The organism is Amycolatopsis sp. NPDC051128, from assembly GCF_040682715.1.
Taxonomy (GTDB): Bacteria; Actinomycetota; Actinomycetes; order Mycobacteriales; family Pseudonocardiaceae; genus Amycolatopsis.
Window position 1 is genome coordinate 136,509 of record NZ_JBFBBN010000010.1, and the last position, 25,733, is coordinate 162,241.

Genomic DNA, 25,733 nt, shown 5'->3' on the forward strand with positions numbered 1-25,733 from the left:
GGGCGTCGCTGCGCCGCCGCGTACGCCGAGCGAAGGTCGGCGATCACCCGGTCCGGCTGGGTACGCAAGTGGATCGGCAGCGTCTGCAGGAAGGTAACCCTGTTTCCCACTCACGACCGGTCGCGGCAGACCGCCGTTTCCGCTACATGTGGACGGCGCCCGGCGCCGCCTCACCCTGGGGAACGCCGGAGCGCAGCAGCAGGCCGCTGAGCACCGCGCCCACCACGAAGATCACGCCGGCCCAGGTGAACGCCGTGGTGTAGCTCTCGATCGACGCTTCGGCCGCCAGCTGCGGCGTCGGCACCTTGCCCGCGACGTAAGCCGTCGCCGCGTTGCCGGCCAATGTCGAAAGCAGCGCCGTGCCGATCGAACCGCCGACCTGCTGCGCCGTGTTGACCGCCGCCGACGCGACACCCGCGTCGCGAGCCTCGACGCCGAACGTCGCGACGCTCATCGCCGGCGCCATCGCCAGGCCGATCCCGAAGCCCATCACCAGGAGCGGGCCCAGCACGCCGGACGCGTACGTGCTGTCCAGGCCGATCCCGCTCAGCCAGAACAGCCCGGCCGCCGCGATCGCCATGCCCGTCGGGACCAATGGCCTGGGGCCGAACCGCGGCAGCAGGACGCTCGTCGCCGTCGTGGCGGACAGCATCAGCGTCGCCACCATCGGCAGGAATCCGAGGCCGCTCTGGATCGGCGTGAACCGCAGGTTCTGCTGCACGTAGAACGTCAGGAACAGGAAGATCGCGAACATCCCGATGGCGAGCAGGAACATCGCCAGGTACGAACCGCCGCGGTTGCGGTCCAGCAGCACGCGCAGCGGCAGCAGCGGGTGCTCGACGCGCTGCTGCAGCCACACGAACACGCCCATCAGCACCACACCCGCGGTCAGGAAGCCCCACACCGACACCGACGACCACGAGTCCGCCTCGGCGTTCGCGAAGCCGTAGACCAGGGCGAACAGGCCGGCCGACGCGGTGAGCGTGCCCGGCAGGTCGAGCTTCGGGCGCGGGCCGGCGTCCTTCTGGTTGCGCAGCAGGACCGAACTGCCGACGAACGCGGCCACCGCGAAGACGATGTTCACGAACATGCACCAGCGCCAGTCGAGGTATTCGGTCAGCACGCCGCCGAGCAGGAGCCCGACCGCCGCGCCGCCACCGCCGATGGCCCCGAACACGCCGAACGCGCGGCCGCGTTCCTTCGGGTCGGTGAACGTCGTGGTCAGCAGCGAAAGCGCGGCCGGCGCGAGCAGCGCGCCGAACACGCCCTGTGCCGCACGGGCGACGAGCAGCATCTCGATGTTGCTCGCCGCGCCGCCGAGCGCGGACACCGCGGCGAAGCCGGCCAGGCCGACGAGCAGCGCGTTCTTGCGGCCGAAGAGGTCCGCGAGCCGCCCGCCGAGCAGCAGCAGGCTGCCGAACGCGAGCGCGTACGCCGTGACGACCCACTGGCGGGCGTCGTTGGAAAAGCCCAGGTCGAGCTGGGCCGACGGCAGCGCGATGTTCACGACGGTCGCGTCCAGCACGACCATCAGCTGCGCGATGCCGATCATCACCAGGATCAGCCACCGTCTGGCGTGGTGCGGGTTTTCGCCGGCGCGCGCGTCCCCCGACGGCGCGACAACGAGGGTGGACTCGGTCATTGAGGGTCCTCACAGAAAGTGATCAAGGCGCTATGTGGAGTAGGTACCTCCCCTTACTCGCCCCAAGGTACACAAGAACCGGAGGTGACGCCTCTACTTCAGGGGTTAGACTGGAGGACATGGCACGGGACGCTGGTCCCGCCGCACCGGCGCGGCCGCTGCGGCGTGACGCTGAACTCAACCGCCGTCGCATCCTGGCGTCGGCCCGCGAGGTGTTCGGCCAGCGCGGGCTCGAGGCCACGCTGGACGACATCGCGCACCACGCCGGCCTCGGCGTCGGCACGGTCTACCGTCGCTTCCCCAGCAAGGAACACCTGGTCGAAGCGATGTTCGCCGAGCGAATGGAAGAAGTCGGCGACCTCGCCGTGGAGGCGTTGAAGGCCGACGACGCGTGGCAAGCGTTCGTCGACTTCACGTGGCAAGCGGCCGAACTGCACTCCACCGACCGCGGGCTGCGCGAGATCATGCTGTCCAACAAGTTCGGCCACGACCACGTCGCCGAAAAGAAGGCCCGCATGGTGCCCTTGATCACACAGCTCATCGAGCGGGCCCAAGCGGCCGGGGGGCTGCGGCCGGACTTCGCCCCTTCGGACATGGCGCTGCTGCACATGATGGTCGGTTCGGTGGTGGAGTTCACGTGCGCGGTGGACCCGGACCTCTGGCGGCGTTCCCTCGCCATGCTCCTCGACGGCCTTCGCGCCGAGCCCGGCAAACCGTCGGAGCTGCCCCACCCGCCGCTCGACGAGGACGAGATCGAGGAAGCGATGTCCTGCTGGCGTCCCTGACCCGCGCGTTAGGTCCGTGAATGTCGCATTGAGGGACTTGAAGTCCCTCAATGCGACATTCACGGCACCGGAAGTGCCTCCCCGCTGACGCGCGCGGTCGCGCACGCGACCACCGCTTGGTCGCGTACGCCCTTTCGTCTTGGTGCAGGGCTTTACTCGGACGGCACGACCGCCCACATGATCAGGTAGGCCACGAACTGCGGCCCGGGCAGCAGGCAGGACAGCACGGCCAGCAGCCGCACGGTGCCGGGCTTCATGCCGAACCGCTGGGCGAGGCCCGCGCAGACGCCGCCGATCATGCGGCCGTGGCGCGGGCGGGACAGCCGTCGTGTGACCGGTGCGCTCATCGTCGTTTCCCTTTCCTCGATGTTCCGATACGTCTACTTCACCACCTGAGTACCCGGTTCCGCATCGCTCCCGGGAAGGATCGCCCCCCTAAGGGGGCGGCAAATCCGAAAATCGTTCAAGCTCAGGGTAAACTCAGGAAACCGGCCCGGAATCCGGTGACCTGCGCGTTCTCCGGCCGGGGTGCGGAAAATATTGAGAGATGTCCCCGTCAGGGCTGGTTTTTCGCACCGATGTGGTGATACTTGCACCCCGTGTACCCGCGTCTGAAAAGCTCGGTCGTCGCCATGCTCTGTGCCCTGCTCGCTGCCGGGTGCGCCAGCACCCAGGCCGCTCCGGAGCCGGCCTCCGAGCCCACGCCGCTGACCGCGTCCGCCGCGCTCGGCGACTTCGGTACCGTCGACTACTGCAGCCTGCTGAACGTCCCCGAGGTGGCGCCCGGCGCGGTCGCCGTCCCGACCTTCGAGAACTGCCAGGCCGGACTCGGCTCGCGCACGATCCTCGTCGGGCCGCTGGCCTTCGACTCCGACCCGAACATCAAGCCCTACGCCTACCAAGGACAAGTGCCCGACGGCGTCGCGATCCAGCAGTCGATGTTCAACGACCGCACCACGTGCACCCGCGCGATCACCTTCGCCGACGGGAACCGGCTCGACCTGTCGGTCACCGACACCGGGACCGACCAGGCCGCACGCTGCGGCGTCGCGGACGCCGCCGTCGGCTCGGCGCTGGCCGTGATCACGGCGAACAAGGTCGGGCGGCTGACGTTCCCCGAGCGCTCGTGGGGCCGGGTCGCGCCGTGCGTGCTGCTCGAAAGCCACGACCTCGACACCGCCGCCGGCCCCGGCAGCCGCCCGGCGACGGGGCTGTCCGGGCACAGCTGCATCCGCGGCAAGATCAGCCTCAAACTGACGGTGGAGACGGCGAATCCGAGCGGCCCGGCCGAGCCGCTCGGCGGCCGCGAGGCGCGGGTCCGGACCGCCGGCGCGTTCTGCCTGGTCGACACCACCCAACCGGCACCGGGCCTGCCGGGACGCCGGGAGCTGGCGGAGATCAGCGTGGTCGAGACGGCGGGCACGGCGGGCGACGGCACGTGCGCCCAGGCCCGCACCGCGGCGGCGGCGATCCTCCCCCGCCTCCCGGCCCCCGAAAAGCCGTGAATGTCGCATTGAGAGACGCTAAGTCTCTCAATGCGACATTCACGGACTTGCCTAGTCCTCGTAGGTGAGGTTCTTGCCGTTCGACGGGTCGAACAGCTTGATCTTGTCCGCGTCGTACCAGACCTCGAGGTCCGCGTTCTCCGCCGCGGACGACTCCGCCGAAAGGCGAGCCACGATCTGGGACTCCGCGCCCGGCACGTCCGCCGACCCGCTGTCGGCGGCGAGCTCGGCCAGCTCCGCGGCGGTGGCGGCCTCGCCCTCCACCGTGAAGTGGGCGTACTTCTCCGAGCCCATCGACTCCAGCACGTCGATGTGCGCGGTGAACGTGGCGCCGCCGGTCTTCTGCCCGGCCTCGACCAGTGCCGCGTCCTCGAAGTGCTCCGGCCGGATGCCGACGATGACGTCGCGGGGCGCGTCCGCCTTCTCCACCAGTTGCCGGATGCGGTCCGTCAGCGGCGTCGTGCCCAGCGCGCTGCGCAGCTCGTTGTTCTCCAGCGTCGCCGGGACGAAGTTCATCGACGGCGAGCCGATGAACCCGGCCACGAACAGGTTCGCCGGGTTGTCGTAGAGGAACTGCGGCGAACCGATCTGCTGCACGTGCCCGCCGCGCAGCACCACGACCCGGTCGCCCAGCGTCATGGCCTCGGTCTGGTCGTGCGTCACGTACAGCGTCGTGGTGCCGAGCTGCTTCTGGATCTTCGACACCGACGTCCGCATCTGGCCGCGGAGCTTGGCGTCCAGGTTGGACAGTGGCTCGTCCATCAGGAACGCCTTGGGGTTGCGGACGATCGCCCGGCCCATCGCGACGCGCTGCCGCTGGCCACCGGAGAGGTTGGCCGGCTTGCGGTCCAGGTGCTGGGTCAGGTCGAGGATCTTCGCCGCCTCTTCGACCTTCGCCCGCACGGTCTTGTCGTCCACCTTGGCCAGCCTCAGCGGGAAGGCCATGTTCTCGCGGACGCTCATGTGCGGGTACAGCGCGTAGGACTGGAACACCATCGCGATGTCCCGGTCCTTCGGCGCCTTCTCGTTGACGCGCTTCCCGTCGATGCGCAGCTCACCGGAAGTGATGTCCTCCAGCCCGGCCACCATGTTCAGCATGGTGGACTTCCCGCAGCCGGACGGCCCGACCAGCACGAGGAACTCGCCGTCCCCGATCGTCATGTCCACTTCGGACACCGCGAGCGCGCCGTCGGGGTACTTCTTCGACACCTTGTCGAGCACGATCTCTGCCATAGCGCTACCCCTTAACCGCACCGGAGGTCAGCCCCGCCACGATGCGACGCTGGAAGAACAACACGAACACGATGATCGGGATGGTGATCACGACCGCGGCCGCGCTCACCTGCCCGGTCGGGTCCTCGAACTGCGAGGACCCGGTGAAGAACGACAGCGCCGCCGGCACCGTGCGCGACGCCGTGGTCGACGTCAGCGAGATGGCGAACAGGAAGTCGTTCCAGCAGAAGATGAACACCAGGATCGCGGTGGTGAACACGCCCGGCGCGGCCAGCGGCGCGATCACCCGCCGGAACGCCTGGGCCGGCGTCGCGCCGTCCATCTTCGCCGCTTTTTCCAGCTCCCACGGGATTTCCCGGAAGAACGCCGACAGCGTGTAGATCGACAGCGGCAGCGCGAACGTGATGTAGGGCAGGATCAGCCCCGGCCACGTGTCGAACAGGCCCAGGTTCCGCTCGATGTTGAACAGCGGCGTCACCAGCGAAACCTGCGGGAACATCGCGATCAGCAGCGAGAGCCCCACCAGCAGCTGCTTGCCGGGGAACTCCAGCCGCGCGATCGCGTACGCGGCCATCGTGCCCAGCACCACCGCGATCACCGTGGAGATGATCGCGATGCCGATGGAGTTGACCAGTGCCAGCAGGAACTCCGAGGTCTGGAAGATGTCCGCGTAGTTCTGCCAGGTCCACGACTGCGGGATGAAGTACCCGTCGGTCAGCGTGTCCTTGGTCTTGAACGACAGCGAAACCACCCAGAGCACCGGGACCAGCGCGAACACCAGCACGAGGATGTCGACCAGGCCCCACCTGGCTTTGCGGCCCGTCGTGACGGTTCCCATCACCATCAGCGCTTACCCCCGTTGTCCGAACCTGGTGCGGCCGTGCCGAACAGCTTGATGAAGATGAACGCGATGATCGCCACGGTGAGGAAGATCAGCACGGCCATCGTCGACCCGATCCCGAGGTTGAGCCCCTTGACCAGGTTGTTGTAGGTCTGCATCGACACCGAGCCGGTGTCCTGCGCGCCGCCGGTGAGGACGTAGATGTTGTCGAAGATCCGGAACGCGTCGAGCGTGCGGAACAGCAGCGCCACCAGGATCGCCGGCTTCATCACCGGCAGCATCACCTTCGTGAACCGCTGCCACGCGCTCGCGCCGTCCATCGCCGCGGCCTTGAGCAGGTCGTCCGGCACCAGCGCCAGGCCGGCCATCAGCAACAGCGCCATGAACGGCGTGGTCTTCCACACCTCGGCGCCGATGATGATGAACATCGACGGCCACTGGTCGGTCAGCGGCGCCGAGCCCGCGGGCAGCATGTTCGCCAGGTAGCCGGTCTTCGGCGTCCACGCGTAGTACCACGAGAACGCCGCGACGACCGTGACGATGCCGTACGGGATCAGCGCGACGGTGCGGACCACCCCGCGCCCGACCAGCGTCCGGTGCATCACCAGCGCCAGCGCCATGCCGAGGACTAATTCGATCGCCACCGACACCACGGTGAGGAACATCGTGGTGCCGAACGCCGTCCACCAGTACGAATTGGACAGCACGGCCCCGTAGTTGTCGAAGCCGACGAACTGCTGCTGCGCCGGGAACCGCAGGTCGTACCGCTGCAGCGACAGCCAGATCGAGTAGACGATCGGGTAGCCGGTGACCGCGACCATCACCAGGAAGGCGGGCGCGCACAGCCAGAGCCCCAGCCGTCGTTCGGCCTTCTTCCCTTCGGAGAGCGCGGGTTTGCCCTTCTTGCCGGCGGCCGCCTCGTTGGCGACCGTGGCCCCGGCGGTATCGGCCGGGGTCGAGTCCTGAACGGTCACGGGATCACTCCCTTCGACTGGAGCGCGTCGTTGAGCTGCTCGCGCAGTTTGTCGGCGGTGGCCTGCGGGTCGATTTCGGCCGGCGGGGAAAGGATCTTCGACATCACCGTCGACATGTTCTGGTACGCCGGGGTGAGCGGCCGGACGGCGGCGTCCTTCAGCGCGTCCAGGATGGAGTCGCGCATCGGGTACTTGATCGCCATGTTCGGGTTGTCGTCGCCCGCCGGCTTCGCCGGGTCGAGCGGCGTGTCGTTGTGGTACACCGATTCGATGGTCGGCGGCACGCCGTCGTTGATCGCCGAGAACTTCTGGTTCTCCGCGCTCCGCAGGCACAGGGCCGCCTCGAACGCCTCGGGCTTGTGCGTCGACAACGAGCTGACCGCGAGGTCGTAGCCACCGATCGTGGTCTTGGCCGGCGTACCCGGCTTCGCCTCGGGGTAGACCGCCCACTTCATGTGCGAGACGTCCTGTGGCTTGTCCTTCGCATAGGAGGCGTAGACGAACGGCCAGTTCAGCTCGAACGCGGCGTCGCCGCGCTGGAACGTCTGCCGGACGTCGTCCTCCTTCGAGTTGGTCAGCGACGGGTCGGTGATTCCCGACGAAGCGATCTGCTTCAGCAGCGCCAGTGCCTTCACGGCGCCGTCGTCCAGGACCACGGACTTGCCGTCATCGGACAGGATGTGCCCGCCCATCGACTCGACCAGCGTGTTGTAGAAGACGACCAGGCCTTCGTACTGCGCGCCGGTGAAGACGACGCTGTACGGCTTGCCCCGCTGCTTGAGGTCCTTGGACCCGGTGATCAGCTCGTCCCAGGTTTTCGGGGGCGTCGGCGTGATCCGGTCGTCGTACCAGAGCAGCTGCACGTTCGTGTTCTTCGGCGCCGCGTAGAGCTTCCCGTTGTAGGTCGCGGTTTCCAGCGGCCCCTCGAGAACTCCCGCGGAGGCCGTGGCCTTGTTCTGGTCCTTCCATTCGTCGATCCACCCGGCTTCGGCGAACTCCGAAACCCAGGTCACGTCGAGCCCCAGGACGTCCATCGCGGTGTCGCCCGCCGCCAGCCGCCGCGCCATCTGGAGCCGCTGGTCGTCGGAGCCGCGCTGCAGCTTGTTGTAGACGATTTCGTAGCGGCCGCCCGCCGCCTTGTTGCAGTTGTCGACGACTTTCTGAAAGCTGTCCTCGGGCGCGTAGTAGACGTTGATCTTCACTCCGCCGCCCGAACCGCAGCCGGCCAGCATGCCGGTCACCAATGCCCCTGCCCCCAGCAGGACTGCGGTGCGGCCGGGCGAGCGTCCTCGTTTGCCCGCGCCGATCCTCTTCCCCATTAGGCCTCCTCCACCCGCGTGCACGCCGGTTACCGCGGCACCCGGTGGGCACCGCGACGCGATGAGGCGAAACCGCGCCAGCACCCCGACGTGCTAGTGCTCGGGCCGCCGCGCTGGTTGGGCGAGGCCGCCCGACTGGTGTCGGACAACTTATGCCGGGCGATCACACCCCGCAAGCAGTATCGGTAACGATCCAGCCGACTGCCGACCGAACTGTGATTTTCACCTGATAAAGGGGGTCGGTTTTCAGGGGTTCCCGGACGACGGCTTGAGTGCCAGCTTCGCGAGCAGCTCCCGGCCCTGTTCCGCCGAGCGCGGCTGGCAAAGGACGTCGTAGCGGCCGGCGACCAGCTGGCTCGCCGAGGAGAAGTCCCGCCCCCGCGACATGCTGTAGCCGATCGCGCTGAACATCAGCCCGGACAGCACACCGAGCACCAGCCCGGTGAGCAGCTGCAACGCGAAGCCCTGGTTGACGAACAACCCGAGCAGCAGCCCGGCGAACAGACCGAACCAGGCGCCGGACACCGCGCCGGTCCCGAGCACCCGGCCCCACGACAGCCTGCCGATCACGCGCTCGACGAGCATCAGGTCGACGCCGACGATCGTGACGTCACCGACGGAGAACTCGCTGTCCGCGAGGAAGTCGACCGCCTGCTGCGCCTCGCCGTAGGTCGCGTACGACCCGATCGGCCAGCCGGTCGGCGGGGTCGGCAGCCGTGGCAGGTTGCCGGGCGCCCGGTTCCCGCCGAAGGGACTACTCACCATCATCACCTGCGCACTCGTGGGGCCTGGGCATCCATCTTGTCAAGAACATCCGGGCCGTGCGAGCCGCCTACTCCGAAAGGCCGGGCGCCGATTGTCGCTGTATCGACAATCCCCGGCGGCACTTTCACGGGAAAGTGCCGCTCAGGAACGCGACTTGTACTCCCGCAGCAGGCCGCGGCTGATGATGGTCTTCTGGATTTCGCTGGTGCCCTCGCCGATCAGCAGGAACGGCGCCTCGCGCATGAGCCGCTCGATCTCGTACTCCTTCGAGTAGCCGTAGCCGCCGTGGATGCGGAACGCGTCCTGCGTGACCTCGGCGCAGTACTCGGAGGCGATCAGCTTCGCCATCCCGGCCTCGACGTCGTTGCGCGCGCCGGAGTCCTTGAGCCGGGCCGCGTTCACCATCATCAGGTGCGCGGCCTCGACCTTGGTCGCCATCTCGGCCAGCTTGAACGCGATCGCCTGGTGCTCGGCGATCGCCTTGCCGAACGTCTTGCGCTGCTGGGCGTACTCCACCGCCAGCTCGAACGCCCGGATCGCGATGCCGCACGCCCGCGCCGCGACGTTCACGCGGCCGACCTCGACACCGTCCATCATGTACGCGAAGCCCTTGCCCGGCGCCTCGCCGAGGACCATGTCCGCGCCGATGCGGTAGCCGTCGAAGACCGCTTCGGTGGTGTCGACGCCCTTGTAGCCCATCTTGTCGATCTTGCCGGGGATGGTCAGCCCGGGCGCCACTTCGCCGAAGCCCTCCGGCTTTTCGACCAGGAACGTCGTCAGGTTCTGGTGGGGCTTCTCCGCGCCTTCGTCGGTCTTGACGAGCAGCGCGATCAGGTTGGAACTCCCGCCGTTGGTCAGCCACATCTTGGAACCGTCGATGACGTAGCCGTCATCGGTCCGCTTCGCCCTGGTCTTGATGGCGGCGACGTCCGACCCGAGGTCCGGCTCCGACATCGAGAACGAGCCGCGGACCTCGCCGGTGGCCATCCGCGGCAAGAAGTGCCGCTTCTGCGCCTCCGTGCCGTGGCGGGAGATCATGTGCGCCACGATGAAGTGGGTGTTGATCACGCCGGACACGCTCATCCAGCCCCGCGCGATCTCCTCGACGACCAGCGCGTAGGTCAGCAGCGACTCGCCGAGCCCGCCGTACTCCTCCGGGACGGTGATCCCGAACAGGCCCATCTCCTTCATCCCCTCGACGATGTCGGTGGGGTAGGCGTCGGCGTGTTCGAGCTCCTGCGCGTGCGGGATGACCTCCTTGTCCACGAACTGGCGGACGGTCGCGAGGATCTCCGACTGCACGTCGGTCAGGCCGGCGGTCTGGGCGAGACGGGCCATCACGGCTCCCTTTCCGGGGTACGACGCCGGCTCACGGCGCTGGGTTACCGGTGAGTATGACCCCAAACGCCCAGCCCTGCTATGAGGGCGCTCACGCTGCCGGTGATCGGCACCGTAAAGTTCGGCGGGAAGGGGAGGGAACCATGAGTTATCCGCAAGATCCGAACAATCCGTACGGTCAGCAGACGCCGCCGACGGGCGGCTACCAGCAACCCGGCTACGGCCAGCAGTACCCGACCGGAGGCTTCCCGCAGTACCCGCCGCAGTACCCCGGCTACCCCGGCGGCATGCAGCGCCCCAAGGAAGGGTCGGGCCTCGCGGTCGGCGCGCTGGTCTGCTCGATCCTCGGCACCGTCCTCTGCATCGCGGTGACCATCGCGGGCATCGTGATGGGCCACATCGCGTACGGCAAGGCCAAGCGCGGCGAAGCCGAGGGCCAGGGCATCGCGATGGCCGCGTTCATCGTCGGGTACGCCGGGATCGCGCTGAGCATCACGCTGGGGATCGTGCTCGTCGCGGCCGGGGCCTTCCGCTGAGCAGGCGCTAACGTTGGATTCCTGCACGCACCGAGGGGACCCGTCATGACCGATCCGTCCGGGGACAAGGACCGTCCGCCCGCCGACCCGACCGTCTCGTACGACCCGCCGCCGACCGCGGATCCCGCGCCGTACGCGCCGGAGAACTACGACCCGCCGGCCACGGAGCCCGACAGCACGGTCGCCGACACGACGATCTCGGACACGACGATCTCGGACACGACAGTCTCGGACACGACGGTCGCCGGCACCGGGGACACGGTCGCCGCGGAGCAGCCCGGCCCGCTTCCGCCCGGCGCGTTCGAAACCCCCGCGGCGCACATCCCCGGCACGCCGTACGCCGCCCCGGGCCAGCCGCAGCCGGTGTTCCCGCAGCCGTCCTACCCGCCGCAGCCCTACCCGCAGCAGCCGCAGTACCAGCAGCAGGCGTACCCACCGGTGTACGGCCGGCCGTACACCACGCCGTACAGCCAGCCCTACGGCGCCGTTCCGCCGCGCAAGCAGGACAACGCGCTCGCGATCGGCGCGCTGGTCTGCTCGATCCTCGGCTTCTGCTCCGGGATCACCGCGCTCGCCGGCCTCGTCATGGGCCACATCGCGCTCAGCAAGACCAACCGCGGCGAAGCCGGCGGCCGCGGGCTGGCCACGGCCGCCGTCATCGTCGGTTACGTCGTAGTCGCGCTGTGGGTCGGCTTCTTCACCACCCTCATCATCCTCGACGCGAACGGCCGGCTGAACTAGTCCGCCGCCGGCAGGACGGCGTCGCCGGGGCTGCGCGGCGACGGCGTCGCGTGACCGTTCGCCTCCGGCTTCGCCTCCACCGCCTCGGGTTCCGACGGCGGCTTGGCCGCGGCATCGGCCGCGGACACCCCGTGCCGGGTGTTCGAGTCGAGGAACCGCAGCAGCTCCACCGGGAACGGCAGCACCAACGTCGAGTTCTTCTCGGCGGAGACCTGCACGACCGTTTCCAGCAGCCGCAGCTGCAGGGCCGCCGGGGTGTCGGCCATCGTCGCCGCGGCCTGCGCGAGCTTGTGCGAAGCCTGCAGCTCGCCGTCGGCGGAGATGACGCGCGCACGCCGTTCCCGCTCCGCCTCGGCCTGCCGCGACATCGAGCGCTTCATCGCCTCCGGCAGCGCCACGTCCTTGATCTCGACGCGGTCGATGTGGATGCCCCAGTCCAGCGCGGGGCTGTCGATCATCAGCTCCAGGCCCTCGTTGAGGCGCTCGCGGTTGGAGAGCAGGTCGTCGAGGTCGCTCTTGCCGATGATCGAGCGCAGCGACGTCTGCGCCACCTGGCCGACTGCGGACCGGTAGTCCTGCACGTTGACCGCGGCGATGACCGGGTCGATGACCTTGAAATAGACGACCGCGTCCACCCGGACCGTGACGTTGTCCCTGGTGATGCCGTCCTGGGCGGGCACCGGCATGGTCACGATCTGCATGTTGACCTTCTGGAGCCGGTCCGCGAACGGCACGAGCATCGCCAGCCCGGGCTCCCGCACCTGGGCCCGGACCCGGCCGAACCGGTAGATCAGCCCGCGTTCGTACTGCTTCACCACGCGCACGCTGGACGCGAGCCAAACCCCGCCCGCGAGGACGACGGCGCTGAGAATCTCCACCACCATGGCTGCTCCCGGGGGTTGTGTTTCCCCTGAAATCCCAGCGTACGCCCGTCTTGAGCACGGGGAAACGCACTGGACGCGGCTGCCAGGCTGGGGTGGTGACCGACCTCCACATCCCTCCCCTGTTCGCCGCCCGGGCGCCGCGGGTGCTCGGCGCCGGCGCCGTCCCCTGGCTGGCGGCCCTGCCGGACCTCGCCGCGGACTACGCCCGGAAGTGGGGCCTGACGTTCGAGGGCGAGGCGATGCACGGCTACGTCGGCGTGGTCCAGCCCGCGCGCCTCGCCGACGGCACGCCGGTGGTGCTGAAGCTGGGCTGGCGGGACGGGGAGTCCGCCGACGAGCCGCTCGCACTGTCCACATGGGCCGGTCGGGGTGCGGTGCTGCTGCTGGATTCCGCGCCGGACGACGGCGTCCTGCTGCTCGAACGGCTCGACGCCGGGCGCACCCTCGACGACCTCCCGCTGCGCGAAGCCGTCCCGCTCATCGGCGGCCTGGCGCGCCGGCTCGCCGTTCCCGCACCGCCCGGGCTGGCGCGGCACCTGCGCGCCGAGGCCGAGAGCCTCGTCGAGGAGCTTCCCCGGCGGTGGACGGAGCTGGGCGAGCCGTTCGACCGGCGGCTGGTCGACGACGCCGTCGCGATCTGCCGCGAGCTCGGGCCGTCGGCGGCCGATCTGCTGGTGAACGAGGACCTGCACTTCGAGAACGTCCTGGGCGGCACGCGCGAGCCGTGGCTGGTCATCGACCCCAAGCCACTCGCCGGAGACCTCGAGTGGGGCGTCATCCCGCTGTTCTGGAACCGCTTCACCGAGTCCACACTGGACGCTCGGATGGCGCTGATCGTCGCGTCCCAGGAGCTCGACGCCGAACGCGCCCGCGCCTGGACGCTCGTGCGGGCGGTGCAGAACTGGATCTGGATGATCGAGGAGTACGAGGAGTCGAACGAGGACAGCGACGACCCGGCGTTCATCACAGTGATATGCGGGGCTTCGCCCCGGGCCGGGGGCTCCGCCACCCGGACCCCCGAAAGAAGTCCAGTGCCGGAGATCGCCGCTTGGGCAGCCAGCCGATAGTGTCAGCGACATGGCCGCCGTCACCAGGGTTTTCGCAGCTCAGCTGTCCGGGTTGCCGGTTTTCGGCCCGGACGGCGAGTCCATCGGCCGGGTCCGGGACCTGGTCGCCGGGCTGCGCCTCGACGCACAGCCGCCGCGCATCCTCGGCCTGGTCGTCGAGCTGACCACGCGACGGCGCGTCTTCGTGCCGATGCTGCGGGTCACCTCGATCGAACCGACCGCCGTGACGCTCGCCACCGGCTCGGTCAACATGCGCCAGTTCAACCAGCGACCCAACGAGGTGCTGGTGCTCGGCCAGCTGCTCGACGCGCACGCCACCCTGGTCGGCTCCGACACCCGCATCACCGTCGTCGACGCCGGGATGGAGCCGACCCGCACCCGCGACTGGGTGCTGGCGAAGCTGGCCATCCGGGAACGGCGGATCGGGCTCGGCCGCCGCCGTTCGGCGATGCAGGTGCTGCCGTGGGCGGAAGTGGCCGGGCTCGGCCTGACCGATCTCACCGGCCAGCCCCAGGGCGCCGGGCAGCTGCTCATGCTGTTCGACACCATGCGCCCGGCCGACATCGCCGCGACCGTGCGCGACCTGCCCCTCAAGCGACGGCACGAGGTCGCCGACGCGATGGACGACGAGCGCCTCGCCGACGTCATCGAGGAACTGCCCGACGACGACCAGAAGGAGCTGCTCGCCTACCTGGCCGAGGAGCGCGCCGCCGACGTCCTCGAGGCGATGAACCCCGACGACGCCGCCGACCTGCTGGCCGAGCTCGCGCCGGCCGACCAGAGCCGGCTGCTGGAGCTGATGGAGCCGGCGGAGTCCGCGCCGGTGCGGCGGCTGCTCGAGTACTCGTCCGACACCGCGGGCGGCCTGATGACGCCGGAACCGGTGGTGCTGACCCCGGACACGTCGATCGCCGAGGCGCTGGCGCACATCCGCAACGCCGATCTGCCGCCGGCGCTGGCCAGCATGGTGTTCGTCTGCCGGCCGCCGACCGCGACGCCGACCGGGCGCTACGTCGGCGTCGTCCACTTCCAGCGGCTGCTGCGGGAACCGCCCGCGGAGCTGGTCGCCGGCGCCGTCGACACCGGGCTCCCGCCGCTCAAGCCGGACGCGTCGCTGGCCGAGGTCACCCGGTACTTCGCGGCCTACAACCTGACCTGCGGACCGGTCGTCGACACCGACGACCACCTGATCGGCGCGGTGACCGTCGACGACGTCCTCGACCACCTGCTGCCGGAGGACTGGCGCGAGACCGGCCTGCACGACACCTTGGAGGAAGACCGTGCCTGAGCCGACTTCGGGACGGCGGCTCGACCAGCCCCGCGGCCAGAACCGGTTCAGGCTGAACATCGACCCGGACACCTTCGGCAGGCTCTCCGAGCGGCTGGCGCGGTTCCTCGGCACCGGGAAGTACCTGTTCTGGCAGACGATGCTCGTGATCGTCTGGATCGTGCTGAACCTCACGGCCGTGTCGCTGCGCTGGGACCCGTACCCGTTCATCCTGCTCAACCTGGCGTTTTCCACGCAGGCGGCGTACGCGGCGCCGTTGATCCTGCTCGCGCAGAACCGGCAGGACGACCGGGACCGCGTCTCCCTGGAGGAGGACCGGAACCGGGCCCTGCAGACGAAAGCCGACACGGAGTACCTGGCCCGGGAGCTGGCGGCGCTGCGGCTCGCGGTCGGCGAGGTGGCCACGCGGGACTACCTGCGCGGCGAGCTGGACCGGCTGCGGGAGGACCTCGACGTCGAGCCCAGGAAGGCCAAACCCAACCGCACTCCTACCGGCTCGTAACATGGGTCGGGTGACCAGCACCCAGCAGCTCCCCAGCGTCGACGACGTCCGCAGCGCGCTGAAGAGCGTGCAAGACCCGGAGATCCGGAAACCCATCACGGACCTGGGGATGGTCAAGGACGTGGTCGTCGGCCCGGACGGTGTCGTCACCGTCGGGATCTACCTGACCGTGGCCGGCTGCCCGCTGAAGGCGACGCTCACGAAAGACACGCAGGCCGCCGTCTCGAAGGTCCCCGGTGTGACCGACGTCCGGGTCGAGCTGGACGTGATGAGCGACGAGCAGCGCACCGAGCTGCGGAAGTCGCTGCGCGGCGACGCCGCGGAGCCGGTGATCCCGTTCGCGCAGCCGGGCTCGCTGACGCGGGTGTACTGCGTCGCGTCCGGCAAGGGCGGCGTCGGCAAGTCGTCGGTGACGGTGAACCTGGCCGCGGCGATGGCGTCCCGGGGCCTGTCGGTCGGCGTCGTGGACGCGGACATCTACGGCCACTCGATCCCGCGGATGCTGGGCGCGCGGGAGAAGCCGACCAAGGTCGACACGATGATCATGCCGCCGCAGGCCCACGGCGTGAAGGTGATTTCGATCGGGATGTTCACCCCGGGCAACACGCCGGTGGTGTGGCGCGGGCCGATGCTCCACCGCGCGCTGCAGCAGTTCCTGGCGGACGTCTTCTGGGGCGACCTCGACATCCTGCTGCTGGACCTGCCGCCGGGCACCGGCGACATCGCGATCTCGGTCGCCCAGCTGATCCCGAACGCGGAGATCCTGGTGGTGACCACCCCGCAGCAGGCGGCGGCGGAGGTGGCCGAGCGCGCGGGGGCGATCGCGTTGCAGACGCGTCAGCGCGTGGCCGGGGTCATCGAGAACATGTCGTGGCTGGAGACGCCGTCCGGAGAGCGGATGGAGATCTTCGGCGCCGGCGGCGGCCAGACGGTGGCCGACTCCCTGACGAAGTCGATCGGATCCGAGGTGCCGCTGCTGGGCCAGGTCCCGATGGACCCGAGGGTCGTCACCCACGGCGACGCGGGCACGCCGATCGTGCTGACCGAGCCCGACGCGGCGGCGTCGGTGGTGCTGAAGGACATCGCGAAGAAGCTGACGGTCAAGGCACGCGGCCTGGCCGGGATGATGCTGAACGTGACCCCCGCGGGCCGCTGAGGCAGGCCCTCGGCCCCGGGAAAAGCAGCCCCCGCCCTCTCCGGGGGGCGTCCCCAAGTCCAGTGTATCGGGGCTGCCCGACGCAAAGCCCGGAAAGGCCGCCGCCCGGCCGAGTTGTCCACATCAGGGCCGGGCTGTGGGCAACCGGCCCGGTCAGGTCGCGTCCGGGTCGATCGGCGGGCGCTCGCCCGGCTTGAGCGGTTCCGGCGCGGACGGGGTCGCCAGGTAGCCGTTCGAGCCGTTGGCAGCCCCGTTCGTCTCGGTGACGGTGCTGCCGCCGTTCGTGATGCCCTTGAGGCCGAGCGGGTCGGCGTCGCCGTCGAACAGGTGCTGCGTCACCACCCGTTTCGGGTCGAAGTTGCGCAGCCCGCGCAGGTCCTCCAGGGGCTTGCGCAGCTGGTCGAACTCCGGGCCCATCTCCTCGCGGAGCTGCTCTTTCGCCCCGGTCGCGAAGTCGCGGACCTTCTTCACGCTCTTCGCGAGCCAGGACGCCGCTTCGGGAAGCCGTTCCGGGCCGAGGATGAAGAGACCGGCGATGATGAGGACGAGGATTTCCCCCCATCCGACGCTGTCGAACACCCGTCTACCTCCGCTCGGAACCTACCCGCCCAGGGTACCCGCTGCCTGCCATGTCGCGGCAGGCCGAACGCGGGAACTCAGTCGGAAGCCAGGGTTACGTCGACGACGAAGCTCGCGCCGTCGCGGGCCAGCTGCACCGGGACCACTTCGCCGACGTCGTGCGCGCGCACCGCGACCGTCAGTTCCGCGGAGTCGCGGACCAGCCGGTTGCCGATCTTCGTGATCACGTCGCCCTCCTTGATGCCCGCATTCGCCGCCGGGCCGCCGGGTGCGACGTTCTTCACCTGGGCGCCCATGGTGGACGAGCCGGCGACCGTCGAGGAGGCGTTGATGCCGATGTCCGCGTGCTGGACCTTGCCGTCCTTGATCAGCGCCTTCGCGATCTTGATCGCGTAGTCGCTCGGGATGGCGAAGCCGATGCCGATGCTGCCGCCGTCCGCGCCGGCCGACCGGATCGAGGAGTTGATCCCGACGAGCGCGCCGGTGGAGTCGACGAGCGCGCCGCCCGAGTTGCCGTGGTTGATCGCGGCGTCGGTCTGGATGGCCTCGTAGGTGACCGGCGGGGCGCCGCTGTCGCCGCCCGCGGTGATCGGGCGGTTCAGCGCGCTGACGATCCCGGCGGTCACCGAGTTCTGCAGCGCCAGTGGCGAGCCGATCGCCATCACGGTGTCGCCGACCTGCAGGTCCGAGGACTTGCCGACCTGCAGCACGGTCGGGTTGGTGACGCTCACCTTCACGACGGCGAGGTCGGTCTTCTGGTCGGCGCCGACGAGTTTGGCCTCGGTGCGGGTGCCGTCGATGAAGACCGCGGTGACCTTGACGCCCGGGTCCGCGGCGGCGGACGAGATGACGTGCTCGTTGGTGAGGATGTAGCCCTGGGGGTCGATCATCACGCCGGAGCCCTGCTCGCCGGACTCGGCGCCGGGTTTGAACACCTCGAGCGAGACGACGGCCGGGGCGACGCGCTTGGCGATCTCGGCGACCGAACCGGCCGGGCGTTCCTTGCCCGCTTCGGCTTCGGAGATCGTGGCGGAGCCGGTGAGCTCGGTGCCGGTGTCGGCGACCCACCAGCCGACCAGGCCCCCGGCGGCGCCGACGAGCAGCGCGACGACGCCGAGCAGGACGAGCGCCTTCGGCTGCACGCGCCGGCCGAACAGCACCTCGGGCAGGCTCAGCAGGGCACCCGGCGGCCGTTTGGCGGGCTTTTCTTCGTCCTCGGCGGGCATCGCGGGCCCGGCGAGGACGGCGGCGGCGCCCGGATCGCGCCACGGATCGGCGGTCCCGGACCACAGAGGAGGATCGGCTTCCTTCGGTTCACCGGTGGCTTCCCGCGGCCGTTCGAGCAGCACACCTTCGGCCCCGGGCGGCCGCCGGAAGGCTTCGGCGAGCGACTCGGGCGCGGGCGGCGCGAGGTTGACGCCGTTGGCCTTGTGCGGGGTGTAGAGCTTGTCGAACGCCCCGTCGACCCCGCGCGGCCTGCCGAAGACAGCGGCCTGCGCCGGATCGACGGTCGGCCGCGCCAGCGGCCGCGGGCCCAGCCGGTCGCGGTCGGCATCGCGTGCGCCGGGCTCCTCGGGATTCACGTTCGGCTCGGTCATCATTCCCCGGTGCAGAAGATCAGGTGGCTGGGCGTGACGATACCCAAGCCCAGTGCTCGGAGTCTGCCGGTCCGCCAGTGAAATGGCTGTTTCTTGGTGGCTTGTCCACAGGGCCGGGTCGGTGTGGACAACCCGGGCGGGGCAACGCCGTGATCGAGGTTCGCGTCGGGGGTGGCCGATAGACTGGACTCGGGGACGCCCCCCCAGGGAGGGTGGGGGGCGGCAAAGTCGCTTTCTGCCGCGTCCGGGCAGCCTCTCCCCTCGGCTTGGTGTCTCGAATGACCAAGGCCGGGTAGTTAAGGATTCCTCTGCCGCGCAAGCGGTCAACGGAAGGCCGTGAATGGCCCATTGAGGGACTCTATGTCCCTCAATGCGACATTCACGGCCGTGGGCGAGCACCTGAAACCGGGCCAATCGGGCCAATCGGGCCAATCGGGCCAATCGGGCAGCTTGACAGCTCGCTGCCGCAGCTAACTGCCCGGCCTTGCTGCTTCCGGGCCAGTACAACACCGAAGGCCGTCACGATCCCGTGACGGCCTTCAAAGGTCGATCAGCTCAGCGGATGCCCGCCGGCACCGCGACCGGCGTCGTGCTCGCCGGGGTCGGCGGCGGCGCCTGGGGCACCGCCATCTGGGCCGGCAGCAGGTTCGGCGGAGCTCCGCCGCCCGTTTCCGGGGTGCCGTCGCCATCCGCGGACGTTCCCACCAGGGCCAGCGCGCTCAGCACCAAGCCGGACACGACCACGCCCGCGCCCTGGGCCGCGCGGCGCTTGAAGCGGCCACCGCCGAGGACGTTCGGTGACTGTCCCAGCGGAGCCGACGATCCCAACGGCGTCACCCCGCCCAGGACGCCGGCGTCACGCAGGCCCGCGACCCGGTCGGGCCGCTGGACCGCGACGAGCTGGCCGTCGGCGGTGATCGCCAGGTTGTCGGGGCTGCTGGGCAGCTCCGTGTGCTCCGGGATGGACTGCAGGCTCGCCAAGAACCCGGCCGACATCGACGGCGCTCCCGCGCGGCGGATCGCGTCGACGGCCTGCCGCTGCGCGCGGACCTCGGCGGCGCACGCCGCGCAGCGGGTGATGTGCGACGCCGCGCGGTCGCGGGCGCCGTGCGAAAGCTCGCCGTCGACGAACGCGACCACGGCGTCCGGCAGCAGGTGCGACTCGGGGAGTCCCCAGCCTCGCGGTGCGGTCATACCGACACCTTCGCAGACTGCGGTGCGTAAGCGCGCCGGCGCTCGAGCGAAGCGCGCAACGCCTGACGGCCACGGTGGATGCGGCTGCGGACAGTGCCCAGCTTGACACCCAGCGTCGCGCCGATCTCCTCGTACGACAGTCCTTCGACGTCGCACAGCACCACGGCGGCGCGGAACTCCGGCGGCAGCTCGTCGAGCGCGGCCTGCAGGTCCGGGTCCAGGTGGGTGTCGGAGAAGACCTGCTCGGGGCTCGGGTCGTCGCCCACGATGCGGTCGGTGTCCTCCGGCAGGCCCTCCATCCGCACGCGCGAGCGGCGGCGGGCCATGTCGAGGAACAGGTTGGTGGTGATCCGGTGCAGCCAGCCCTCGAACGTGCCGGGCTTGTAGGACGCCAGCGACCGGAAGACCCGGATGAAGGTCTCCTGGGTGAGGTCCTCGGCGTCGTGCGTGTTGCCGGTCAGGCGGTAGGCGAGCCGGTAGACCCGGTCGCTGTGCTCGCGGACGACCTCGTCCCAGGACGGCGGCGTCCAGGCCACCTCGTTCAAGGACACGGCGTCCAGGGTCACGGGCTTGACCGCGGTGGCGGCGTCGTCGGCAACGGCGTTCTGCATCGCGGGAGCAGGCACCTCCATCTTTGTTTCTCCTGTCTGCTCCACCCAACGCGGGCTGTGGCCACGGTGTTCCCCGTGTGGTCGGATTTCAGTCTCTCCGGCCTCCTTATGGTTCTAGTGAGACTGGACTGAGAGCAGGCTGAGAACTTCTTCCCGGGTGCTTACCAGGGAGCCTGCGAGGATTTATCGACAACCAACGCTAACCTCCGTGCGTGAACACGCCCACCCCTGCGGCCGCACCGGCCGATTCCGGGTTCGTCGACGGGTACCTGCCCGACGACGAGGTGCTGTCTTCGGCGCGGGCACGGGCTGAGGACCTGGGCTGCACCCCGCTCAGCGCGGGTGCGGGCGCGACGCTGCGCTTCCTGGCCGCGACGCTGCGTGCGAAGGCCGTCGTCGAGGTCGGCACGGGGGCCGGAGTCAGCGGGCTGAGCCTGCTGCGCGGGATGGCCCCGGACGGCGTGCTGACGTCGATCGACGTCGAACCGGAGTACCAGCGGGCCGCGCGCGTGACCTTCCGCGAGGCCGGGTATCCGCCGGGCCGGACCCGGCTGATCATCGGGCGGGCCCTCGACGTGCTGCAGCGGCTCACGCCGGGCGGCTACGACCTGGTGTTCGTCGACTGCGCGCACATCGAGTACCCGGGCTGCTACGAGCTGGGCGTGTCGCTGCTGCGGCGCGGCGGCATCATCGCGTTCCACAACGTGCTGGTCGGCGGCCGCGTGATCGACCCGTCCCACCGGGACCCGGAGACGCTGGCCCTGCGCGAAGTGGCGCGCGCGTTCCGCGAAGACGAACGCCTGGTCCCGGCCCTGCTGCCGGTCGGCGGCGGCCTGCTGGTCGCCGCGGCGACCTGATCACCTCCCCATCCGTTTCTCACCTGCCCACAGGTTCGTCGAGCTGTGGACAACTCGCCGTTCGCGGCCGGGTTGGTCGGTGGCCGCCGGTAGACTGGAGCGGGGCCGCCCCCCGGGGAGGGTGGGGGCCTGCCGTCCCGGCGACGACCGCGGCCACCGCCAGCAGCAGCCATCCCGCCACCACCGCCACCAGCCACGGCCAGCCGGCGTGCCCGTAGACGTACGCCCCGGCCGCGCCGCCGACGCTGCTGCCCAGGTAGTAGGTCGCCGTGTACATCCCGCCGACCTGGCCGCGCGCGTCTTCGGGGGCGTCGGCCGCCGCCCAGCCGTTCGCCACCGCGTGCGCGGCGAAGAACGCGCAGGTCAGCACCAGGAATCCGGCGATGACCAGCGGCAGCGAGTCCGGCAGGGTCAGCGCCGCGCCGGCCGCCGTCAGCAGCAGCGCGCCGATCAGGGCGCGACGACGGCCGACCCGCGCGACCAGCCGTCCGGCCGCGGCCGAGGACACCGATCCGGTCGCGTAGGCGAGGAACACCAGCGACGCGATCGCCGGGGACAGGTGCAGCGGATCGCCGGTCAGGCGGAAGCCGGCGGCGTTGTACAGGGCGACGAACGAGCCCATCGCGAGCAGCGCGACGGCGTACTGCGCGAGCAGCACCGGCCGCCGCAACGCAGTGACGAGCCCGCGTGCGACGGCGCGAAGGTGGGCGTCGCCCCGCCGGCCGGCGCCGGGCGGCAGCGTCACGACGGTGATCGCCGAGCACACCGCGCCCACGCCCGCGACGACGAGCAGCGCGCCGCGCCAGCCGAGGGGCCCGGCGGTGAACCCGCTGGCCAGCCTGCCGAGCATGCCGCCGACGGTGTTGCCCGCGATCATCGCCCCGACCGCGGCGGCGACGCCCGCGCGGCCGAGGCGTTCGGCCAGGTAGGCGGCCGCCACCCCGGGGAACCCGGCGATCGCGATCCCCTGCAGGGCGCGCAGGACGAGCAAGGCTGGGTAGGTCGGCATCAGCGGCAGCAGCAGTCCGAACACGACCGACGCGACGACCGACGTCAGGATCACCGGCCGGCGGCCGACGACTTCGGACAGCGCGGCGATCGGCAGGACGGCGATGGCGAGCGCGCCGGTCGCGACGCTGACCGCGAGCGCCGCGCCGCCGGGATCGAGGTGGTACTGCGCGGCGAGCTGCGGCAGCACCGGCTGCGGGGCGTAGAGCAGGGCGAAGGAGGAGATCCCGGCGGCGGCGACGGCGGTCTTGACTCGACGCGTGGTGGTCACGAGCTGAAAGTAAGCAGCACTAACCAATACGTCCAATGCGTCACGCTGGCATGATTGATGCGATGACGTATGACTCGCTGTCGGCGCAGGTGGCGCCGCACCTTCCGCTGCTCTCCGCCCTGCGGGAGACGAGGAACGTCACACGGGCGGCCGAGCTGCTCGGCGTGCCGCAGCCGACGGTGAGCCGCCGTCTTGCCGCGCTGGCCGACGCGCTCGGGGCGCCGCTGACCGTCCCGGACGGCCGCGGCATCCGGCTCACGCGGGCGGCGGAACTGCTGGCCGAAGCGGCCGAGCGCGGCCTGGCGGCGGTCGACACCGGCGTCCGGCTGGCGCGCGAGGAGGTGTCGCCGGAGTCGGGGCACGTCGTGCTGGGATTTCTGCACCTGCTCGGGCGGTCGCTGGTGCCTTCGCTGCTGCGCGGATACCGGGCGCGGTACCCGCGCGTGCGGTTCACGCTGGTCCAGGGCTCGCGCCAGGACATGGTCGACCGGCTCGCGGGTGGCGAGCTGGACCTGGCGCTGCTCGCGCCGTTGCCATCCGTTCCCGCGCTGGCCTCCGTGGGCCTGGTGGAAGAGGAGATCCTGCTGTCGGTGCCGTCGGGCCACCGGCTGGCGGGGCGGAGCTCGGTGCGGGTGGCGGAGCTGGCCGACGAGGAGTTCGTGCTGCTGGAGCAGGGTTACGGCGTGCGAACGCTGACGGACGAGCTTTGCGCGGCGGCGGGCTTCACCCCGCGGATCGCGTTCGAGGGCCAGGAGTCGGACACGGTCCGCGGCCTGGTGGCGGCGGGACTGGGGGTGGCGCTGCTGCCGCGGTTCGGCCCGGGCAGCCCGGCCGGGGTCGCGGAGGTGCCGCTGTCGCCGCGGCCGTACCGGACGATCGGGCTGGCGTGGCGGGCCGACGAAGCGATGACCCCGGCGGTGACGGGCTTCCGCGACCACGTCATGGCGACCCGCGCCTAGCCGCGGCCGTCTCGCGGGCCGAAGGCGACCCGGTCGTCGTAGGCCGCGCGGGCGGCGTCGGTGTGCGGCAGGTGCGCGATGCTCCACTCGAGCAGCGGCGGCGTCGCGCAGGCTCACCGAACTGGCTCAGCCGAGCGAAGCCGCCAGCTCCACCAGCGTCCGGGCCGCGAACCCGGTCGCACCGGGGACGACGTCGTCGTAGCTCTTCTCCGAACGGGCCGGCCCCGCGATGTCCAGGTGCGCCCACGGCAGTCCCTCCGTGAACTCGCGCAGGAACAGCGCCGCCGTGATGCCACCCGGGCCTCCCGGGGTCTGGCGGACGTCGCCGAACTCGCCGCGGACGTTCTCCGCGTAGTCCTCCACCAGGGGCATCCGCCACCAGGCCTCGCCCACCCGGGCGCCCGCGGCGGAGACCAGAGCGGCCAAGGAGTCGTCGGAAGCGAACAGCCCGCCCGTGCGCAGACCCAGTGAGACCTTCATCGCGCCGGTCAACGTCGCCGCGTCGACCACGTAGTCCGGGGCGAACCGCTTGATGCCGTACGCCAGCGCGTCGGCCAGGACCATGCGGCCCTCCGCGTCCGTGTTCGCGACCTCGGTCGTCTTGCCGCCGTAGTGGCGGACGATGTCGCCGGGCCGGTACGCCGACCCCGACACGTGGTTCTCCGCCGCCGGCACCAGCGCCGTCACCCGCACCGGCAGCCCCAGCGCCGCGATGCCGCGGATCGCCGCGATCACCGCCGCGCCGCCCGCCATGTCCGTGCGCATCAGATGCATGCCGTCGGCCGGCTTGATCGACAGGCCGCCCGTGTCGAACGTGATGCCCTTGCCCACCAGCAGCAGGTGCTTCGCCGCACCGGACGGCTTGTACGCCATTTCGATCAGCCGCGGCGGCCGCGCCGAACCGCCGCCGACGGCCAGGATGCCGCCGAACCCCTGTGCCGCAAGCCACTTCTCGTCCCGGACGGTCACTTCGACGCCCGGCCCGGCTACCCGGGAAGCCGTGTCCGCGAGCCACGCCGGGGTCTTCACGTTGGACGGCGTGTTCGCGAGGTCGCGGGTGAGCGCCGTCGCGGCAGCCAGCGCCGCGGCACGGGAAACCGGCTCGCCGAAAGCCCCGGAGTTTTCCGCCACCAGCCGCACCGTGCGCACCGACGGCTTCGGGTCCTCGCCGGACACCTTGTACCGGTAGCCACCGAGCAGCAGCCCCAGCACCAGATCGGTGACGTGCTCGCCGCGGGCCTCCTCGGGCAGCGCCAGCTGCACCGCGCGGAACGCCTTGCCGCCCTGCTCGACGTCGTCGGCCAGCGCCGCGTTCACCGCGCGGGCCAGCGCCGCGCCGGTCTTGCGGTACTGCTTCGGCTCGCCGTCGCCGAGCCCCGCGACCCAGCGGGGGCCGTCGCCGGGCACCGTCTGCACGTCGCCCGCCTTGCCGGTGATCCGCACCCCGCCGATCTCGAGGGGCTCGACGTCCTCGCCGTCCGCTGAATCCGCTGGGTCCTCTGGGTCCGCTGGGTCCGCTGGGTCCTCTGCGGGGGCGGCCACCAGCCGGGCCGTCGGGACACCGCGACGGAGCTCGGACGCGATCTCGATGTCGAGCAGATTCGTCGGAACGGGGGGTAGCGGATTACGCACAGTGAGCAACCTTCAGGCGCAGAGGAACCGCGACCCCGGCCTCCGAGGGAGACCGGGGTGCGACGGAAGGACGGATCGAGGGGAGCCGGCTCAGCCGGTGACCTCCTGCAGTGCGGCACCGAGGTCCTTCGCCTCTTCCGCGGAGAGTTCGACGACGAGTCGCCCACCGCCCTCGAGCGGTACGCGCATCACGAGGCCCCGCCCCTCCTTAGTCACTTCGAGGGGACCATCTCCGGTCCGGGGCTTCATGGCCGCCATAGCGTGCTCCCTCCGTCTCAACCGGCGCGCCCGGGTCGCGCTCGCGTGAAAGCCAGCCGGGTCTGGTGCCCATTGTCCCTCATCAGCGGCCGGGCGCATCAGCGGACCGATCTTTTGCCGCCGTATCGGTGCTGGTATGCGGCTCGCGCGAGGTGGAAGACTGTCGGACGACCGATGTTTCCGCGCAAGG

At 70.5% G+C, this 25,733-nt stretch carries 26 protein-coding genes; 10 read left to right on the plus strand and 16 right to left on the minus strand.

Going from position 1 to position 25,733, the window contains the following annotated elements; genetic code table 11:
• Nucleotides 1-142 precede the first annotated feature (142 nt).
• Complete coding sequence (locus AB0M82_RS14000; RefSeq protein ID WP_364721298.1) at nt 143-1,642, minus strand: MFS transporter; 1,500 nt, start codon at nt 1,640-1,642, stop codon at nt 143-145.
• Nucleotides 1,643-1,761: 119 nt separating this feature from the next.
• Between AB0M82_RS14000 and AB0M82_RS14005 the strand changes: the two genes are divergently transcribed.
• The gene (locus AB0M82_RS14005; RefSeq protein WP_364721300.1) at nt 1,762-2,427 is read left to right on the plus strand and encodes a TetR/AcrR family transcriptional regulator; all 666 of its coding nucleotides are present in this window, start codon (nt 1,762-1,764) and stop codon (nt 2,425-2,427) included.
• Nucleotides 2,428-2,579: 152 nt separating this feature from the next.
• On the opposite strand, the gene AB0M82_RS14010 is transcribed toward AB0M82_RS14005, so the two are convergent.
• The gene (locus AB0M82_RS14010) at nt 2,580-2,774 is read right to left on the minus strand and encodes a PspC domain-containing protein (RefSeq protein ID WP_364721303.1); all 195 of its coding nucleotides are present in this window, start codon (nt 2,772-2,774) and stop codon (nt 2,580-2,582) included.
• 252 nt (nt 2,775-3,026) lie between these two features.
• Between AB0M82_RS14010 and AB0M82_RS14015 the strand changes: the two genes are divergently transcribed.
• Nucleotides 3,027-3,932 (plus strand): hypothetical protein, encoded by a 906-nt coding sequence (locus AB0M82_RS14015; RefSeq protein WP_364721306.1) that lies wholly within the window; start codon nt 3,027-3,029, stop codon nt 3,930-3,932.
• A gap of 51 nt (nt 3,933-3,983) precedes the next feature.
• Here AB0M82_RS14015 and ugpC read toward each other — a convergent pair whose 3' ends face one another.
• The 6 genes from ugpC to AB0M82_RS14045 all read right to left on the minus strand — a co-directional run bounded on the left by ugpC (nt 3,984) and on the right by AB0M82_RS14045 (nt 10,402).
• Entirely contained in the window at nt 3,984-5,165 is a 1,182-nt protein-coding gene (gene ugpC / locus AB0M82_RS14020; protein ID WP_364721309.1) for a sn-glycerol-3-phosphate ABC transporter ATP-binding protein UgpC, read from the minus strand.
• A 4-nt stretch (nt 5,166-5,169) separates the two neighbouring features.
• Nucleotides 5,170-6,009, minus strand: a complete 840-nt coding sequence (locus AB0M82_RS14025; protein ID WP_364721310.1) for a carbohydrate ABC transporter permease — start codon at nt 6,007-6,009, stop codon at nt 5,170-5,172.
• The gene (locus AB0M82_RS14030) at nt 6,009-6,980 is read right to left on the minus strand and encodes a sugar ABC transporter permease (protein WP_364721313.1); all 972 of its coding nucleotides are present in this window, start codon (nt 6,978-6,980) and stop codon (nt 6,009-6,011) included. Before AB0M82_RS14030 ends, AB0M82_RS14025 begins: the two co-directional genes overlap by 1 nt.
• A complete protein-coding gene (locus AB0M82_RS14035) occupies nt 6,977-8,299 on the minus strand; it encodes an ABC transporter substrate-binding protein (RefSeq protein WP_364721316.1) in 1,323 nt (440 codons plus the stop codon). The genes AB0M82_RS14030 and AB0M82_RS14035 overlap by 4 nt, the downstream gene beginning before the upstream one ends.
• 246 nt (nt 8,300-8,545) lie before the next feature.
• Nucleotides 8,546-9,067: a general stress protein gene (locus AB0M82_RS14040; protein ID WP_364721319.1), complete on the minus strand. Its 522-nt coding sequence runs from the start codon at nt 9,065-9,067 to the stop codon at nt 8,546-8,548.
• 138 nt (nt 9,068-9,205) lie between these two features.
• On the minus strand, nt 9,206-10,402 hold the full coding sequence (locus tag AB0M82_RS14045) for an acyl-CoA dehydrogenase family protein (RefSeq protein WP_364721322.1): 1,197 nt from the start codon (nt 10,400-10,402) through the stop codon (nt 9,206-9,208).
• 143 nt (nt 10,403-10,545) lie between these two features.
• Between AB0M82_RS14045 and AB0M82_RS14050 the strand changes: the two genes are divergently transcribed.
• Both AB0M82_RS14050 and AB0M82_RS14055 read left to right on the plus strand, forming a co-directional pair.
• Nucleotides 10,546-10,938 carry a DUF4190 domain-containing protein gene (locus tag AB0M82_RS14050; protein WP_364721324.1) on the plus strand — a complete coding sequence of 131 codons (393 nt, stop codon included), beginning with the start codon at nt 10,546-10,548 and terminating at the stop codon, nt 10,936-10,938.
• A 45-nt stretch (nt 10,939-10,983) separates the two neighbouring features.
• Nucleotides 10,984-11,679: a DUF4190 domain-containing protein gene (locus AB0M82_RS14055; protein WP_364721327.1), complete on the plus strand. Its 696-nt coding sequence runs from the start codon at nt 10,984-10,986 to the stop codon at nt 11,677-11,679.
• On the opposite strand, the gene AB0M82_RS14060 is transcribed toward AB0M82_RS14055, so the two are convergent.
• On the minus strand, nt 11,676-12,563 hold the full coding sequence (locus AB0M82_RS14060; protein ID WP_364721330.1) for a slipin family protein: 888 nt from the start codon (nt 12,561-12,563) through the stop codon (nt 11,676-11,678). The genes AB0M82_RS14055 and AB0M82_RS14060 overlap by 4 nt on opposite strands.
• 92 nt (nt 12,564-12,655) lie before the next feature.
• Between AB0M82_RS14060 and AB0M82_RS14065 the strand changes: the two genes are divergently transcribed.
• From AB0M82_RS14065 to AB0M82_RS14080, 4 genes are read left to right on the plus strand one after another with little or no spacing between them, the layout of a single operon-like run.
• Complete coding sequence (locus AB0M82_RS14065) at nt 12,656-13,630, plus strand: aminoglycoside phosphotransferase family protein (protein ID WP_364721333.1); 975 nt, start codon at nt 12,656-12,658, stop codon at nt 13,628-13,630.
• A gap of 10 nt (nt 13,631-13,640) precedes the next feature.
• Nucleotides 13,641-14,918, plus strand: a complete 1,278-nt coding sequence (locus tag AB0M82_RS14070; RefSeq protein WP_364721336.1) for a CBS domain-containing protein — start codon at nt 13,641-13,643, stop codon at nt 14,916-14,918.
• Entirely contained in the window at nt 14,911-15,420 is a 510-nt protein-coding gene (locus AB0M82_RS14075; protein WP_364721339.1) for a DUF1003 domain-containing protein, read from the plus strand. Before AB0M82_RS14070 ends, AB0M82_RS14075 begins: the two co-directional genes overlap by 8 nt.
• 10 nt (nt 15,421-15,430) lie before the next feature.
• The gene (locus AB0M82_RS14080) at nt 15,431-16,576 is read left to right on the plus strand and encodes a P-loop NTPase (protein WP_364721342.1); all 1,146 of its coding nucleotides are present in this window, start codon (nt 15,431-15,433) and stop codon (nt 16,574-16,576) included.
• Nucleotides 16,577-16,729: 153 nt separating this feature from the next.
• Here the strand turns inward: AB0M82_RS14080 and tatB are convergent, their stop codons facing one another.
• The 4 genes from tatB to sigE form a co-directional block, all read right to left on the minus strand.
• The gene (tatB, locus tag AB0M82_RS14085; protein ID WP_364721345.1) at nt 16,730-17,155 is read right to left on the minus strand and encodes a Sec-independent protein translocase protein TatB; all 426 of its coding nucleotides are present in this window, start codon (nt 17,153-17,155) and stop codon (nt 16,730-16,732) included.
• 77 nt (nt 17,156-17,232) lie between these two features.
• Entirely contained in the window at nt 17,233-18,756 is a 1,524-nt protein-coding gene (locus AB0M82_RS14090) for a trypsin-like peptidase domain-containing protein (protein ID WP_364721348.1), read from the minus strand.
• A 552-nt stretch (nt 18,757-19,308) separates the two neighbouring features.
• Nucleotides 19,309-19,947 (minus strand): hypothetical protein, encoded by a 639-nt coding sequence (locus AB0M82_RS14095; protein ID WP_364721351.1) that lies wholly within the window; start codon nt 19,945-19,947, stop codon nt 19,309-19,311.
• Nucleotides 19,944-20,579: an RNA polymerase sigma factor SigE gene (gene sigE, locus AB0M82_RS14100; protein WP_364721354.1), complete on the minus strand. Its 636-nt coding sequence runs from the start codon at nt 20,577-20,579 to the stop codon at nt 19,944-19,946. Before sigE ends, AB0M82_RS14095 begins: the two co-directional genes overlap by 4 nt.
• A gap of 191 nt (nt 20,580-20,770) precedes the next feature.
• Here sigE and AB0M82_RS14105 point away from each other — a divergent pair, with 191 nt between their 5' ends.
• The gene (locus tag AB0M82_RS14105; RefSeq protein ID WP_364721357.1) at nt 20,771-21,415 is read left to right on the plus strand and encodes an O-methyltransferase; all 645 of its coding nucleotides are present in this window, start codon (nt 20,771-20,773) and stop codon (nt 21,413-21,415) included.
• A gap of 19 nt (nt 21,416-21,434) precedes the next feature.
• On the opposite strand, the gene AB0M82_RS14110 is transcribed toward AB0M82_RS14105, so the two are convergent.
• Entirely contained in the window at nt 21,435-22,694 is a 1,260-nt protein-coding gene (locus AB0M82_RS14110; RefSeq protein ID WP_364721359.1) for an MFS transporter, read from the minus strand.
• A gap of 62 nt (nt 22,695-22,756) precedes the next feature.
• Here AB0M82_RS14110 and AB0M82_RS14115 point away from each other — a divergent pair, with 62 nt between their 5' ends.
• Nucleotides 22,757-23,653, plus strand: coding sequence for a LysR family transcriptional regulator (locus tag AB0M82_RS14115; protein WP_364721362.1), 897 nt, complete (start codon nt 22,757-22,759; stop codon nt 23,651-23,653).
• A 126-nt stretch (nt 23,654-23,779) separates the two neighbouring features.
• On the opposite strand, the gene AB0M82_RS14120 is transcribed toward AB0M82_RS14115, so the two are convergent.
• Entirely contained in the window at nt 23,780-25,285 is a 1,506-nt protein-coding gene (locus tag AB0M82_RS14120) for a M17 family metallopeptidase (protein ID WP_364721365.1), read from the minus strand.
• Nucleotides 25,286-25,375: 90 nt separating this feature from the next.
• On the minus strand, nt 25,376-25,543 hold the full coding sequence (locus AB0M82_RS14125; protein ID WP_005155393.1) for a DUF3117 domain-containing protein: 168 nt from the start codon (nt 25,541-25,543) through the stop codon (nt 25,376-25,378).
• Between the last annotated feature and the right edge of the window lie 190 nt (nt 25,544-25,733).